At 37.6% G+C, this 14,635-nt stretch carries 16 protein-coding genes and 1 riboswitch; all 16 genes read left to right on the forward strand.

Translation table 11 applies throughout. The annotated features are described in order from the left end of the window. The first annotated feature begins 5 nt into the window (after window positions 1-5). The 16 genes from LWE_RS05645 to LWE_RS05720 all read left to right on the forward strand — a co-directional run bounded on the left by LWE_RS05645 (window position 6) and on the right by LWE_RS05720 (window position 14,549). A complete protein-coding gene (locus tag LWE_RS05645) occupies window positions 6-452 on the forward strand; it encodes a BMC domain-containing protein (protein WP_011701935.1) in 447 nt (148 codons plus the stop codon). A gap of 25 nt (window positions 453-477) precedes the next feature. Next, window positions 478-753, forward strand: coding sequence for a propanediol utilization microcompartment protein PduA (pduA, locus tag LWE_RS05650; RefSeq protein WP_003719364.1), 276 nt, complete (start codon window positions 478-480; stop codon window positions 751-753). 3 nt (window positions 754-756) lie between these two features. Then, complete coding sequence (locus tag LWE_RS05655; protein WP_011701936.1) at window positions 757-1,392, forward strand: phosphate propanoyltransferase; 636 nt, start codon at window positions 757-759, stop codon at window positions 1,390-1,392. A 20-nt stretch (window positions 1,393-1,412) separates the two neighbouring features. Continuing rightward, window positions 1,413-2,252, forward strand: a complete 840-nt coding sequence (gene eutJ, locus LWE_RS05660) for an ethanolamine utilization protein EutJ (RefSeq protein ID WP_011701937.1) — start codon at window positions 1,413-1,415, stop codon at window positions 2,250-2,252. After that, window positions 2,249-2,728: a PduM family microcompartment protein gene (gene pduM, locus LWE_RS05665; RefSeq protein WP_011701938.1), complete on the forward strand. Its 480-nt coding sequence runs from the start codon at window positions 2,249-2,251 to the stop codon at window positions 2,726-2,728. The genes eutJ and pduM overlap by 4 nt, the downstream gene beginning before the upstream one ends. A gap of 4 nt (window positions 2,729-2,732) precedes the next feature. Beyond that, window positions 2,733-2,996 carry a EutN/CcmL family microcompartment protein gene (locus LWE_RS05670; protein ID WP_011701939.1) on the forward strand — a complete coding sequence of 88 codons (264 nt, stop codon included), beginning with the start codon at window positions 2,733-2,735 and terminating at the stop codon, window positions 2,994-2,996. 14 nt (window positions 2,997-3,010) lie between these two features. Beyond that, window positions 3,011-4,006 (forward strand): cob(I)yrinic acid a,c-diamide adenosyltransferase, encoded by a 996-nt coding sequence (locus LWE_RS05675; protein ID WP_011701940.1) that lies wholly within the window; start codon window positions 3,011-3,013, stop codon window positions 4,004-4,006. Window positions 4,007-4,012: 6 nt separating this feature from the next. Next, entirely contained in the window at window positions 4,013-5,422 is a 1,410-nt protein-coding gene (locus tag LWE_RS05680) for an aldehyde dehydrogenase family protein (RefSeq protein WP_011701941.1), read from the forward strand. Between the two features lie 15 nt (window positions 5,423-5,437). After that, complete coding sequence (locus LWE_RS05685) at window positions 5,438-6,556, forward strand: 1-propanol dehydrogenase PduQ (RefSeq protein WP_011701942.1); 1,119 nt, start codon at window positions 5,438-5,440, stop codon at window positions 6,554-6,556. A gap of 27 nt (window positions 6,557-6,583) precedes the next feature. After that, window positions 6,584-7,288, forward strand: a complete 705-nt coding sequence (locus LWE_RS05690; RefSeq protein ID WP_011701943.1) for an MIP/aquaporin family protein — start codon at window positions 6,584-6,586, stop codon at window positions 7,286-7,288. 67 nt (window positions 7,289-7,355) lie between these two features. Beyond that, on the forward strand, window positions 7,356-8,549 hold the full coding sequence (locus LWE_RS05695) for an acetate/propionate family kinase (RefSeq protein WP_011701944.1): 1,194 nt from the start codon (window positions 7,356-7,358) through the stop codon (window positions 8,547-8,549). Window positions 8,550-8,562: 13 nt separating this feature from the next. Continuing rightward, window positions 8,563-9,648, forward strand: a complete 1,086-nt coding sequence (gene cobD, locus LWE_RS05700) for a threonine-phosphate decarboxylase CobD (RefSeq protein WP_011701945.1) — start codon at window positions 8,563-8,565, stop codon at window positions 9,646-9,648. Beyond that, a complete protein-coding gene (locus tag LWE_RS05705) occupies window positions 9,638-10,513 on the forward strand; it encodes a GHMP family kinase ATP-binding protein (RefSeq protein ID WP_011701946.1) in 876 nt (291 codons plus the stop codon). The genes cobD and LWE_RS05705 overlap by 11 nt, the downstream gene beginning before the upstream one ends. A 55-nt stretch (window positions 10,514-10,568) precedes the next feature. Beyond that, window positions 10,569-10,719, forward strand: a riboswitch (adenosylcobalamin (AdoCbl) riboswitch). Window positions 10,720-11,104: 385 nt separating this feature from the next. Then, window positions 11,105-12,244: a 1-propanol dehydrogenase PduQ gene (locus LWE_RS05710; RefSeq protein ID WP_011701947.1), complete on the forward strand. Its 1,140-nt coding sequence runs from the start codon at window positions 11,105-11,107 to the stop codon at window positions 12,242-12,244. A gap of 273 nt (window positions 12,245-12,517) precedes the next feature. Next, window positions 12,518-13,099 carry an ANTAR domain-containing response regulator gene (locus LWE_RS05715; RefSeq protein ID WP_077904714.1) on the forward strand — a complete coding sequence of 194 codons (582 nt, stop codon included), beginning with the start codon at window positions 12,518-12,520 and terminating at the stop codon, window positions 13,097-13,099. Next, on the forward strand, window positions 13,092-14,549 hold the full coding sequence (locus LWE_RS05720; protein ID WP_011701949.1) for a sensor histidine kinase: 1,458 nt from the start codon (window positions 13,092-13,094) through the stop codon (window positions 14,547-14,549). Before LWE_RS05715 ends, LWE_RS05720 begins: the two co-directional genes overlap by 8 nt. Window positions 14,550-14,635 lie beyond the last annotated feature (86 nt).

The following is a 14,635-nucleotide window of genomic DNA, read 5'->3' on the forward strand; positions in this document are numbered from 1 at the left end:
AAGGAATGCATCAAGCAATTGGAATTATTGAAATCAAAGGTCTTGCTTCAGCGATTACCGTTGCAGATACAATGGCAAAAGTAGCAAACATCCAAATTGCGGATACAGAAAGTGCAAAAGGTTTTGGCTGGATCACAGTGAAAGTAGAAGGTGATGTTGCTGCAGTAAATGCGGCGCTTGAAGCAGGCGAACAAACAGCAATAACCACAGACAGCTATATTGCAAAAAAAGTCATTCCTCGACCAGGGGAAGAGATTTTTACAGTATTTTGGCCAAAAGAACAAACAGAGCCAGAAAAACCGGTGGAAACTAAATCAATCGTAGAACCAGAAAATGTTGCCGTTTCAGAAGTAAAGGCAGAAGCGACATGTAATCTCTGTCATGATCCTTTATGCCTTCGTGTAAAAGGAGATCCAAGACAAGATTGTATCCATTTTGAAGAAGAAAAGTAAACCTAATTTTGAGGAGGAAATAATAATGAATAATGCATTAGGAATGATCGAAACTAAAGGACTAGTTGGCGCAATTGAAGCAGCTGACGCAATGGTTAAAGCAGCAAACGTATCACTTGTAGGTTATGAAAAAATTGGTTCAGGTTTAGTAACTGTTATGGTTCGCGGTGATGTTGGAGCTGTGAAAGCAGCAACTGATGCAGGCGCAGCGGCTGCACGTAATGTTGGAGAAGTTCAATCTATCCACGTTATCCCACGTCCACACAATGATGTAGAAACTTTGCTACCAAAAGGTCTATAAGCCGTGGAACGAGAAGAATTAAAAGCAATAATCAAGAAAATAGTAACGGATAAATTAAATGTTGCGGAGACAGAGATTCCAATTGGAGTCTCTAACCGCCACATTCATTTAACAGAAAAGGACTACAAGCAACTTTTTCCGGATGAACCTATTCAAGTGAAAAAATGGTTGAAACAACCTGGGGAATTTGCTGCTGAGCAAACACTTACGGTTGTTTCAGATAAAGGTGAACTCCAACGCGTACGTATTTTAGGACCACTTCGGAAATTTTCGCAAGTGGAGCTTTCTAAAACAGATGCAAGAATGCTTGGTATGAAAATTCCAATTCGTGTGTCTGGAGATATCGAAGGAACACCAGGTATTAAACTTGTTTCTAAGTACGGAGAAGTTTGCTTACCAAAAGGGGCAATCATTGCCAAACGTCATATCCATTTACCAGAGAGTGTGGCAAATGAATATGGTGTGAAACAAGGAGAGGAAGTTTCTGTCCTCGTCGGTTCAGAAATACGTAGTGTCGTTTTAAATCATTGTACAATTCGAATAAACAACCAATTTATTCCAGAAATGCATATTGATACAGATGAAGCAAACGCGGCAGACATTGCTGGCGATAGTTTTGCAAAAATAATCAAGTCGTGATCTGATAAGGAGGTGGAAAAATGGATATTTTACAAACAGCCAATGAACGGATGGAACAGTTAGCTGCCCTAATGAATAAAGACATTAAACAACCAATAGCAGCTGAAGAAAAAGTAAAAGTTGGGGTCGATTTAGGTACTTCTTCTATCGTGTTCGTTGTATTGGATGAGAATAATGTGCCGCTTTTTGGTGCGTTTGAATTTGCAGATGCCGTTCGCGATGGTCTGGTTGTCAATTACCGCGAGTCAGTAGAAGTGGTAAAACGGCTTAAAACTAGAGCGGAGAATTGCCTAGGAATAAGTTTGACACATGCTTCTGGAGCCATTCCACCAGGTACAATCGGAAACAATAAAAAGGTGGTTGCGAATGTTATCGAGAGCGCTGGAATGGAAGCACTTTATACAATTGATGAACCAACAGCAGCTGCAGTAGTACTTGATTTAAAAGATGGTGCAGTAGTTGATGTTGGTGGTGGTACAACTGGAATTAGTGTCTTTAAAAATGGTGAAGTAATTTATACCGCAGATGAGCCAACAGGTGGAACACATATGACACTAGTTTTAGCTGGATATTATGGTGTTTCTGTAGAAGAGGCGGAACAGAATAAACGTGAGCAAAAAGACTCAAGCGAACATTTTTCTGTAATGCGCCCTGTAGTGGAAAAAATGGCAGAAATCACTCGCGTTCATCTCGAAAAATCTCCCTCAGAACCACTTTATATCGTTGGAGGTGCTTCTGCTTATAGCCAGTTCAAAAATACGTTTGAAAGCTATTTGAAGATGCCTGTTTTTCAACCTAATTATCCGCAGTATGTCACGCCTCTTGGTATTGCTATGAGTTCAGGGAGCGGAAATTTATGATAGAGAAATTAGTGAAAATCATTGTCCAACGCTTGAAACTTCGTGCTGCAAATAAAACTTCTATAGCTGTTAGCAAAATGCCACGCGATCCAGTTGCCATTTTTATGGAAAGTGGGACGGTTCGTTTGACGCAGGTAAACAAACATTTTCTTGAGCGGATACTAAGCGGAAATCGAGCAGAATCACTCTCTATTTGGTTTGAAAAAGCAGCAGAATATGGGGTGGATATTGAACTGGAACTGTATGATCACGGTGAACCTTGGCTAAATTATGAAATATTAAGTCAGTTAGACTTTCCAGTATTTACAAGTACTGGTGAGAGACTCTTTTATTCAAGTGGACGAGTGATTTGTTACGGGGATAGTGCATTAATCCCAAGCGGGAGTACACTTTGCAAATATAAAAAGCAGCTTATTACACCGCTTGCAAATGAATATTTAAGTAAAAATAATATTGCAGTGCGGGAAAGGCAGTGACGTTATGTTTATGGCAAAAATTACTGGAAGTGTAGTTTCTACAAAAAAAGAAGACTCACTTACTGGTAAAAAAATAATGATTGTACAACCAGTTGATGCAAATGGTGAAAATGTTCGTTCAGAAGAAGTAGCTTGTGACTCTGTTGGCGCGGGCATTGGAGAGTATGTACTTGTGGCTCGCGGAAATGCAGCTAGAAGTGTTTTTTCAGAACCAAATAGTGCGATTGATTCGGCAATTATTGCAATTGTCGATAGTTTTGATAAGTAAGGAGTGAATAACTCATGAGTATTTATACAAAAACCGGCGATAAGGGAACAACAGCACTATTTGATGGGAATCGTGTAAAAAAATATGATGACCGTGTCGAAACATATGGCTCGTTCGATGAGCTTAATGCAGAAATTAGTGTAGCTGAAAAATTCGTCACTTCTTCTGAAAATAAGGCTCTTCTCAGAAACGTGGAGCGTCAATTATTTTATGTTTGTGCAGAACTTGCAACAGAAAACGAATCAGCCCTTGCCAGTAAAATTATCATTACAGAAGAAGACATTAAAGAACTTGAAAAAGTTATTGATGACTATACAGCAAAGTTACCAAAAGTCGATAGTTTTGTTTTACCAGGATCAAGTACAGCTGGCGCATTCCTCCATAGTGCGCGTACCATTGCAAGACGAGGGGAACGTTTATTAGTTCGTTTTTCGGAACAAACAACGGTTAGAAAAGAATTATTAAAATTCGTCAATCGTTTATCTGATTTCTTGTATATCCTTGCTAGAGAAGAAGATTTTAGACAAATGCTCGATAAAGCAACCAAACTAATTGTTGCAAAATACTTAGAGCAAACTGGGCAAGAGAAGTCTATTTCAACAGATTTATCTTTTTCTTTTTGTGAAAAATTAATGCATCAAGTTTGTATTGTTTCCGAGGAAGTTGGCGTTCCAGTCACACTTGCTATTGTGGATGCGCATGGTAATCCTAGATTTAATTATCGAATGGAGCATGCCCTTTTAGTAAGTGCGGAATTAGCAACGAAAAAAGCATACTCAGCGGTAGCGATGAAAACAAGCACAGAAAATTTAGCAGAAGCTGTTCAGCCAGGAGCTCCACTTTATCAATTAGAAACGCTGACAAACGGTGACATAGTTACTTTTGGTGGCGGTATTCCAATTTACGGAAAAGATGGAGCAATTATTGGTGGAATGGGAATTAGCGGCGGTTCAGTGGAAGAAGATATCCACATTGCAAAAAAAGCATTATCAATGATAGAGAAGGGGTAATTCTGTATGGAATCATTAGAACTCGAACAACTGGTGAAAAAAGTTCTGTTAGAAAAATTAGCTGAACAAAAAGATGTACCAGTAAAAACAACTACACAAGGCGCAAAAAGTGGGATTTTTGATACAGTGGATGAGGCAGTTCAAGCAGCTGTCCAAGCACAAAATAGTTATAAAGAAAAATCTCTGGAAGAACGCCGCAATGTAGTAAAAGCAATTCGTGAAGCACTTTATCCAGAAATTGAGTCAATTGCCACAAGAGCAGTTGCTGAAACAGGAATGGGTAATGTGACAGATAAAATTTTGAAAAATACTTTAGCGATTGAAAAAACGCCGGGCGTAGAAGATTTATATACAGAAGTAGCTACTGGTGATAATGGCATGACGCTTTATGAATTATCTCCGTATGGTGTAATTGGTGCTGTGGCGCCGAGTACGAATCCAACCGAAACGTTAATTTGTAATACAATCGGTATGCTTGCAGCTGGGAATGCAGTGTTTTATAGCCCACATCCTGGTGCAAAAAATATATCTCTTTGGTTGATTGAAAAGTTGAATACGATTGTTCGTGAAAGTTGTGGTATTGATAACTTGGTTGTGACAGTGGAAAAACCTTCCATTCAAGCAGCGCAAGAAATGATGAATCATCCAAAAGTACCATTACTTGTCATTACAGGTGGACCAGGCGTCGTGCTTCAAGCAATGCAATCAGGTAAAAAAGTCATTGGAGCTGGTGCCGGAAATCCGCCTTCCATCGTAGACGAAACAGCTAATATCGAAAAAGCTGCAGCCGATATTGTTGACGGAGCCTCTTTTGACCACAATATCTTATGTATTGCTGAAAAAAGCGTTGTTGCCGTTGATAGCATTACTGATTTCCTATTATTCCAAATGGAAAAAAATGGAGCACTACATGTGACCAATCCGAGCGATATTAAAAAATTAGAAAAAGTTGCTGTAACGGATAAAGGTGTAACGAATAAAAAATTAGTCGGAAAAAGCGCTTCTGAAATTTTAAAAGAAGCTGGAATAACTTGTGATTTTACCCCGCGATTAATCATTGTGGAAACAGATAAATCACATCCATTTGCAACAGTAGAATTACTAATGCCAATCGTTCCAGTGGTAAGAGTGCCTGATTTTGATGAAGCGCTTAAAGTAGCTATTGAATTAGAACAAGGACTACATCATACAGCAACAATGCATTCACAAAATATTTCCAGATTAAATAAAGCTGCAAGAGATATGCAAACATCGATCTTTGTGAAAAATGGTCCTTCCTTTGCAGGTTTAGGTTTTAGAGGGGAAGGTAGTACTACATTTACTATTGCAACCCCAACTGGAGAAGGAACCACTACAGCACGTCATTTTGCTAGACGCCGCCGTTGTGTTTTAACAGATGGTTTTTCGATTCGTTAAGAGGAGGCAAAGTTAATGAATAGCTTTCAAATCAAGACAAAAGTAGCTTTTGGTACGAATAGTTTACAAGTATTAAAAGAAATTAAAAATAAAAATGTCTGGATTATTTGTGACCGATTTTTAGCAGATGGAGAGGGACTTCAAGGATTAATTGGACAGTTAGATGTATCCAACAATGTGCATATTTTCACCGACGTTGTTCCAGATCCGCCAATCTCTAAAGTAGCTAGCGGTGTCAGTGAAGCAGGCAAAATCCAACCACAAGTAATGATAGCTTTTGGTGGCGGTTCAGCGATTGATACAGCTAAAGGAATCTACTACTTCGCCAAACGGTTGGAGAAAATCAATATAAGTACTTTTATAGCGATTCCAACGACGAGTGGAACTGGATCTGAAGTAACAGCTGCAACCGTCATTACTGATCCAACAACAAAAATTAAATATCCACTTTTCTTAGATGAACTTATTCCAGATATGGCTATTTTAGATGCACAACTTGTTGTCACAGTGCCACCAGCGATTACCGCGAATACTGGAATGGACGTGTTGACACATGCGATTGAAGCTTATGTTTCTAAAGCTGCAAATGATTATACTGATGCTCTAGGTGAAAAAAGTGTTCAGTTAACACTAGGTTTCTTAACGAGTTGTTATGATGACGGACGTAATTTGGCTAATCGAGAAAAAATGCATAATGCTTCCACGATGGCGGGAATGGCATTTAACTGCGCAAACCTTGGATTAAATCATAGTATTGCTCATCAATTAGGTGCTCAATTTCATGTACCTCATGGTTTAGCAAATGCAATTTTACTTGATGCGGTTATTCGGTTTAATGCATTTAAAAATCGCGATACGGAACAAAAATATGCTGAAATGGCTCGGATTTGTGGAATTGCTTCAAGATCTGATTCGAATGAGACTGCTGTCCGACTTCTTCGTGAAAGAATTGTCCAAATGATGGAACATATGCAAATGCCGCGCACTTTAACAGATGCTGGTGTAGCCAAAGAAAAAGTATATGCAAAAATGGACGAAATTGCTACAAATGCACTTAAAGACGCTTGTTTACCTACTAGTCCAACAACACCGTCACATCAGGAACTAAAAGAAATTTTAGAACAAATTATTTAGATTTTACGTAAAAAAGGAGGATAAACTATGTCAGCATATTTGGCGGAATTTATTGGTACGATGGTTTTGATTATGTTTGGGAATGGCCTTTTAGCAGGATTAACCTTGAATAAATCTTTATCGCAAGGTGCAAACTGGGTAGTTGTTACTTTTGGTTGGGGTTTTGCTGTAATGATTGGGGTTTATGTAGCTGGAGCATATAGCGGGGCACATTTAAACCCAGCCGTAACCATTGCTCTTGCGGTCGGAGGGTCTTTCCCTTGGGCAGATGTGGTTCCGTATATTATCGCGCAAATCGCCGGAGCATTTGTCGGAGCATCCATTGTTATCTTACATTACTATCCGCATTTCAAAGCGACTCCAAGAGAGATTGATACACATGGTATTTTCTCTACTGGACCAGCGATTCGTAATACACCATTCAATCTTATCAGTGAAATTATCGCAACATTTGCCTTTATTTTTGGTTTACTTATGATTGGAGAGAATAGTTTTACAGATGGTTTAAATCCGTTAATCCTTGGCTTTCTAGTAGTTGCGATTGGGATGAGTTTTGGACCAACAACAGGTTATGCAATTAACCCAGCACGTGACCTTGGACCAAGACTTGCTTACTTTTTACTACCAGTTCCAAATAAAAGTGGATCAGATTGGCGTTATGCATGGATTCCTATTGTGGGGCCAATCATTGGCGGGTTACTTGCCATCGGACTGTATAACATTTTATTATAAAAAATAAGATGGAGTAAACAATGATTAGATTGTTTGCTCCTTTAAAAATGAGAAAGGACTGAGCTATATGCACAAAATTATGGCGATAAACGCAGGGAGTTCTTCACTGAAATTCCAAATTTTTACGATGCCAGGAGAAGAAGTTTTAGTTAAGGGCTTAATTGAAAGAATCGGATTACCAGATGCCATTTTCAACATGTCCTTTCAAAATGAAAAAATCAAAGAAACGCGATCAATTAATAACCACGGAGAAGCTGTCGAAATTTTACTAGAGCAATTGAAGGCTCATCAAGTAATTAATGATTTAAATGAAATTACTGGTGTCGGGCATCGCGTGGCTCATGGTGGGGAAGCTTTTGTTACATCGTGTATTGTGACAGATGAAGTAGTGAAAGGCATTGAAGATGTAACAAGTCTTGCTCCGTTACACAATCCAGCTAATATTATCGGTATTAAAACTTTCCGTAAACTGTTGCCAAATGCTGTTTCTGTGGCTGTATTTGATACGGCTTATCACCAAACCATCCCTGAAGAAAACTTTTTATATGCGCTTCCTTATGAACTTTATGAAAAACATCATATCAGAAAATACGGTTTTCATGGAACAAGTCATAAATATGTTGCTGGAAAAGCAGCTGAAGTTCTCAAAAAACCTTTAGAAGAATTAAAAATTATTTCTTGTCATTTAGGTAATGGTGCAAGTGTTTGTGCGATTGAAGCTGGTAAATCAGTGAATACATCCATGGGCTTTACGCCAAACGCTGGCTTGATGATGGGAACACGTTCTGGTACAATTGACGCGACAATCATCCCGTATTTGGTCGATGAACTTGGCTATAGCTTAGACGAAGTAATGCATATGATGTCTAGTCAATCTGGCGTTCTTGGGGTATCAGGTAGTTCAAGTGATTTTAGAGATATTGAGATTGCTGCGGAAGAAGGAGATTCCCGTGCATTACTTACGCTTCGAATGTTTACTGGCCAAATCTGTAATTATATTGGGGCTTATGCCGCGGCAATGAACGGTTGCGACGCGTTATTATTTACAGCCGGAGTTGGTGAAAATTCTTCGTTAATCCGTAAAATGGTTACAGAACAGTTAAGTTACCTTGGTGTAACGTGTAATGTGACAAAAAATAATGCGGGTGATATGATAATTAGCGATGACAATGAAGCAGTCAAAGTATGTATTATTCCAACAAATGAAGAACTAATGATTGCTCGTGATGTAGAAAAATATACAAAACAAACAATAAGTTAAGGAGCGATTTGATGTGAAAATAACGACGGCAATGCACGGTGGCAACTATAATGAACTAGCAAAACAACATGGACTAACCAAAGAAATGGTACTTGATTTTAGTGCGAATATTAATCCACTAGGAGTTCCAGCTAGTTTAAAACAAACAATAACAGCCAATTTGGATAAACTGGTAGAATATCCAGAACCAGATTATTTAGCGCTCCGTGCGCGAATTGCCTCGTTTCATCAACTCGATCTTGCGAATATTATCCCTGGAAATGGTGCGACAGAGCTTATTTTTGGAATTGCAAAAGTAACAAAGGCGCAAAAAGTACTTTTACTTGCGCCTACTTTTGCAGAATATGAACGTGCTTTTTTTGATGCAGAAATTATTTATGCGGAATTAGCGAAAGAAACTAATTTTGACGCAGCGGAAACAGTACTAGAAATAATCGAACGCGAAACGGAGCTTGAAGCCGTTTGTTTGTGTAATCCTAATAATCCGACTGGTCAATTAATAAACCAAGAAGAAATGATAAAAATTGCAGATTTATGTGAAAAGAAAAACATATATTTAATTATTGATGAAGCATTTATGGACTTTATAGAAGAGAGCGAAACAATTTCGATGATTCCTTATTTGCAGCAATTTTCACATCTGTGTATTATTCGTGCTTTTACTAAATTTTTTGCGATTCCAGGGCTTAGACTGGGTTATCTTCTGACAAAAAATGATTTGTTAGCAGAAGCCTTGTTACAAATGCGAGAACCCTGGTCTATCAATACTTTTGCTGATATGGCTGGACAAATATTATTGGATGACAAGGATTATATTAAGCAAACTTATCAATGGATTTCCACAGAACGATCCTTTTTATATCAAGGTTTAAATGGATTTCCAGAACTTACGGTGTACCAACCAAGTGTGAACTATATATTTTTCCATCTTGAAAAACCGCTTGATTTACGAAAAGAACTATTGTTAAAAGGGATTTTCGTCCGAAGTTGCGCTAATTATCGAGGTCTCACTGAAAATTATTACCGGGTTGCAGTGAAAACAAGAGCTGATAATATCCAACTTTTAACAGCGCTTGAGGTGATTCTCAGTGGAAATTAAAGCAACATGTCCGGCTTCATGTGGCGAATTGTTGCAAGGCTATATTGCTGGCGGAGAAAAGCTGATTTCATATCCCATTAATTGGTACTCTGAAGTGACTTTATCGGATAAATCAGGACTAACTAGCTCAGGACATACAAAAGCATGGCTTGCATTTGAGTTAACTTGCGAGTATTTTGATGTGGGAAAAAGAGAGCGTCCACCTATATGGTTACAAGTAAAATCGACTATTCCGGTCGCAAAAGGAATGGCAAGCTCCACGGCTGATATCGCTGCAACAATTGGAGCTACAGCGAAATGGCTTAATAAAACGATAACTGAAAAAGAAATAGCCAAGCTTTGTTTACAACTAGAACCAACGGATAGCACTATTTTTAAATCGCTAACGTTATTTGATCATTTACAAGGAGAGGTGATTCAAAACTCTCACTGGATGCCAAGACTTGGAGTGGTTGTATTAGAACCACTTACGATTTTAGAAACAGCTACATATCGACAAAAAGATCATCAGGAACAATTACTAAAAAATAAACAAGATTTAGCACAAGGAATGCAATTTTTCGAACAAGCGGTTGCTCAAAAATCAATCCAATTACTTGGTAAAGCAGCAACAGTCAGTGCGGCGAGCAACCAAACTATTTTGCCAAAACCGTTTTGGAACGAGTTATTAGAAGTTTCGAGCTGTTTAAATTTAGTAGGGATTAATGTGTCGCATAGTGGGACTGTTGTGGGCTTACTTTACGATTTAGATAAAACGGATCCGCTAGAAATTTTATTTGAATTAGAACGGCGATATGTTACCACTTTTTATAGCAGATATTATTTCCGCGAACTAGTAAATGGTGGGGTTCAAATAATGACGTAAAGCAAATTTTTCTTGCAAGCGGATTATTTTATGCTATAATAACCTTGATAAACGAATTCGTTCATACAAACAAGTTAGATAATGGAAGTCTGGTGAAAATCCAGCACGGTCCCGCCACTGTAAGGAGTTAGACACTCTAAGTCAGGTCTTTTATCTAGTTGTTTTAACTGGTTATACTGCTTCGAGGCAAAGCATGTATAATTCTTGGTTCCAGTGTAGTTGTCTCACTGGGGCTTTTTTATTTGTTTTTAAAGCAAATAAGCCCACTGTAAATGGTTTGGTGCCGAGAAGCTGGACGAAGCTACGTTTTATCAAGCACCATACGCACAAAGATGTGCACCGCTTAGTTTTATAGTGGGCAATGATCTTTTCAATGATGAAAAGAGTGATACAAAGAACGTATCTTCATTGCCTATTTACAAAAAAAGATTTGACATTTCCACGGGTTTGGTTTTTAATAAAGTGGACAAATAAAATATTTTACAGTACAAAGGCGTACTGTTTACTTAGCAAAGAAGCTTTGAGTTAGAAGAGGAAATTTCTCTACTCAAAGCTTCTTTTTTTAGTTTTAAAAAATTAGGAGGTAATCTCATGCAAAAAGTTAGTTTTAAAACGGACCTTTACATTGGCCAAGGAGCAACAGATCGTTTACTGGAATTTAAAGAAAAGCAAATTTTTATTGTAACAGATCCATTTATGGTTAGTTCAGGAATGATTAATGCCATTACAGAAAAAATTGATAAGTCGAATACATATACGATTTTTAGCGATATTATTCCAGATCCACCGATTGAAAATGTTGTAGCAGGCATTGAAGTTTTAAATGAATGTGATGCTAACTTGATGATTGCTATCGGTGGGGGTTCTGCCATTGATGCGGCGAAAGCAATGAAATTTTTTGGTCAAAAACTTGGAACGGTGCGTGCGATGCCATTCATCGTTATCCCAACTACAAGTGGAACTGGTTCGGAAGTTACTAGTTTTTCTGTCATCACAAATAAAGAAAAAGCCATTAAATATCCTCTTATTACGGATGCTATTTTGCCAGATGAAGCGATTTTGGATGCGGATTTAGTGAAATCTGTACCGCCAGCAATCACCGCGGATACCGGCATGGACGTACTTACGCATGCACTGGAAGCTTATGTATCTACCAAAGCCAATGATTATTCAGATGCAATGGCTGAAAAAGTTATCCAATTAGTATTCACATACTTAGAACGCGCATATAAAGATGGAAATGACTTAGAAGCACGCGAAAAAATGCATAATGCTTCTTGTCTTGCAGGAATGGCGTTTAATATCACCTCACTAGGATTAAATCATGGTATTGCGCATACAGCAGGTGCTAAATTTAAGATTCCACATGGCCGTATGAACACGCTTCTTTTACCACATGTTATTAGTTATAATGCTGGATTAACAAGTGATTTTGGTAACAATCCGGACAATCGTGCTGCAGAACGTTATACAGCTATTGCTAAATTACTGAAAATGCCAGCTTCTAATACAAGACTTGGTGTGCGTAGTTTAATTAATGCCATCAAACAATTGCAAAAGAAACTCAATATGCCAACAACTTTATCAGAATGTGGTGTAAGTCGTACTGATTTAAACGAGCATATCGCGCAAATTGCTGAGGGCGCGTTAAATGATGGCTGTACAGCAACGAATCCAAGAACACCAACAGAAACAGATGTTAGTGCTATACTTGAAAAAATGTTAGCTTAAAAGTTATTTATTTCACAACCGATATTAAAAACCTATTGACATCGTTTTCATGCTACCTTATAATAGAACCGAGCACAAAGACGTGTGGAATAATAAATATAGCAGAGCAACGGGGCTCCCTCAAAAATATTACACAATATTTTTAAGGGGCTCTTTCTATTTTCTTGGAGATATTGTTCTCTAGCTCTTTAACTCTTTCGCTCAAGTAAATGCTTCTATAGGATGAATTCGTACAACTTTGTTACGAATCAATCAATAGCAGAAGAAGAGGACGTGACAGGAATGAATGGAAGAATTGTAATAGCCGATGATGAACCTATTACAAGAATGGATATCCGAGACATTTTGGAAGAAGCGAACTACGATGTTGTAGGAGAAGCGACTGATGGTTTTGAAGCAATTGAACTTTGCAAAAGCCATCAACCAGATCTTGTTATTATGGACATTCAAATGCCACTCTTAGACGGTTTAAAAGCAGGGAAACGAATTATTTCGGAAGGCCTTGCTGGCGGAATTATTTTACTAACCGCATTTAGTGATCCAAAAAACACGGAAAAAGCAAAAGGATTTGGAGCATTAGGCTATTTAGTAAAACCGCTTGATGAAAAAAGTTTAATTCCAACAGTTGAAATGAGTATTGCCAAAGGGCGAGAAACAAGAAAACTAGAACAACAATTAGAAAAACTAACAAAAAAATTAGAAGAACGAAAAGTGATTGAAAAAGCTAAAGGTGTGCTTATGATTGAGAATAACATCACAGAAGAAGAAGCTTACAATATGATTCGTAATCTGAGCATGGATAAACGTTGTCCAATGATGGAAATCGCTGAAACGATTGTGATGAGCGATGACTAAAACGATTCGAGAAATGTGCTTACGTTATACAGACTTGGCTGAATATGATATTGATGAATTAATACATACAGCAAAATCATTAAGCGAGTCTTCTATGTATCAAGATGTTGATGTATTTATTGATGTTTACAACAAACTTACTAGTGAAGCACTTGTTATTCATCACATGCCACCAAAAACAACCAAATCACTTTATAAAAACAATGTTGTCGGAGAAACAGCTCTTCGTAGTAATGAACCAGGTGTACTTAGAACACTTGAAACGGGCATGAACTCCAATGATTTACTAGCAAAAACACAAGAAAACGTATTAATTCGTCAAAAAGTGTATCCGATTCGAAACAAACAACGCGTGATTGCCGTACTTATTCTAGAAAATGATATTAGTGCAGAAATTAAAGCACATTTTGAAATCGACAATGAAGAAACGGCTTATAGAGATGTTTCCACGACACTTTCTGCAATGAGCAAATTAACTGATTCCATTACAGATCAGCTAGATGACGCCATTTTGATTTTTGATGGTAAAGGTATTTTACAACAAAAAAATTGCGCGGCAGATCAGTATTATGAACGACTCGGTTACATGGAAAATATCCAAGGAATGCACTATGATAATTTATCACTGGATCAGATGATGTTTGATGCCATTATGTATCAAATTGAAACAGGAAAACAACCAATTCAACTAAAAAAAGAAGTGGTTATTGCTGGGAATTACTTTATTATGAAGCAAATTTTTGTGAAGGAGGAGGATGAACAAGAGTGTCGTTTTATTCTTATTCTTCATGATATTACGGATATTAAAGTGAAAGAAGCAGAAATTGTTTCGAAATCAGTAGCAATTCGAGAAATTCATCATCGTGTAAAAAATAATTTACAATCCGTTGTTTCCTTACTGAGAATTCAAGGTAGGCGCTCCACCAGTGTTGAAGCCCAGAAAGTTTTAAATGAAAGTGTCAGCCGAATTCTTGCTATTGCAGCAACACATGAACTTTTATCGAAGCAGATGGAAGACGGAATCAACTTATATATGGTTATTGAAACAGTTGCTTATAATGTGGAAAGATGTTGTAACGACTGTCCAAAAGTTGCTGTTCGAATGGATATTGATAAACGAATTTATTTGGATAGTGACCGAACTGTGGCACTGGCACTTGTTATGAATGAGCTTTTACAAAACTCATATGATCATGCTTTCCATCCAAATGAATCAGGCGAAATTTTACTACAAATAAAAGAAGAAAAAAATATTATTCATGCAGAAGTGAGCGACAATGGGCATGGATTTAACGTTCGTAAAGTGTCCGAAAAAAGCTTAGGACTCTCCATTGTCAAAAGTTACATCAAAGATAAACTCCGAGGAAAAGTAACCATTGAATCAAATGAATTTGGAACAAAAACAATGTTTGATTTTAAATACATTTCAATCCATGCTACAAAGAAGTAGCTATGAAAAAGCGATGAAGCTTAAAGCCAAGTAACGAAACTGTTATTTGTCTTTAAGCTTTTTCTTTTTGTTAGAAAGGAGTGAGG

This window comes from Listeria welshimeri serovar 6b str. SLCC5334 (assembly GCF_000060285.1).
GTDB lineage: Bacteria > Bacillota > Bacilli > Lactobacillales > Listeriaceae > Listeria > Listeria welshimeri.

Bases quoted from the DNA above. Each gene is read 5' to 3' on its own strand.
- LWE_RS05680 (WP_011701941.1), top strand. From the start codon at position 4,013: ATGGAATCATTAGAACTCGAACAACTGGTGAAAAAAGTTCTGTTAGAA.
- LWE_RS05670 (WP_011701939.1), top strand. From the start codon at position 2,733: ATGTTTATGGCAAAAATTACTGGAAGTGTAGTTTCTACAAAAAAAGAA.
- LWE_RS05710 (WP_011701947.1), top strand. From the start codon at position 11,105: ATGCAAAAAGTTAGTTTTAAAACGGACCTTTACATTGGCCAAGGAGCA.
- LWE_RS05645 (WP_011701935.1), top strand. From the start codon at position 6: ATGCATCAAGCAATTGGAATTATTGAAATCAAAGGTCTTGCTTCAGCG.
- pduA (WP_003719364.1), top strand. From the start codon at position 478: ATGAATAATGCATTAGGAATGATCGAAACTAAAGGACTAGTTGGCGCA.
- LWE_RS05675 (WP_011701940.1), top strand. From the start codon at position 3,011: ATGAGTATTTATACAAAAACCGGCGATAAGGGAACAACAGCACTATTT.
- LWE_RS05720 (WP_011701949.1), top strand. From the start codon at position 13,092: ATGACTAAAACGATTCGAGAAATGTGCTTACGTTATACAGACTTGGCT.
- LWE_RS05685 (WP_011701942.1), top strand. From the start codon at position 5,438: ATGAATAGCTTTCAAATCAAGACAAAAGTAGCTTTTGGTACGAATAGT.
- LWE_RS05695 (WP_011701944.1), top strand. From the start codon at position 7,356: ATGCACAAAATTATGGCGATAAACGCAGGGAGTTCTTCACTGAAATTC.
- eutJ (WP_011701937.1), top strand. From the start codon at position 1,413: ATGGATATTTTACAAACAGCCAATGAACGGATGGAACAGTTAGCTGCC.
- LWE_RS05690 (WP_011701943.1), top strand. From the start codon at position 6,584: ATGTCAGCATATTTGGCGGAATTTATTGGTACGATGGTTTTGATTATG.
- pduM (WP_011701938.1), top strand. From the start codon at position 2,249: ATGATAGAGAAATTAGTGAAAATCATTGTCCAACGCTTGAAACTTCGT.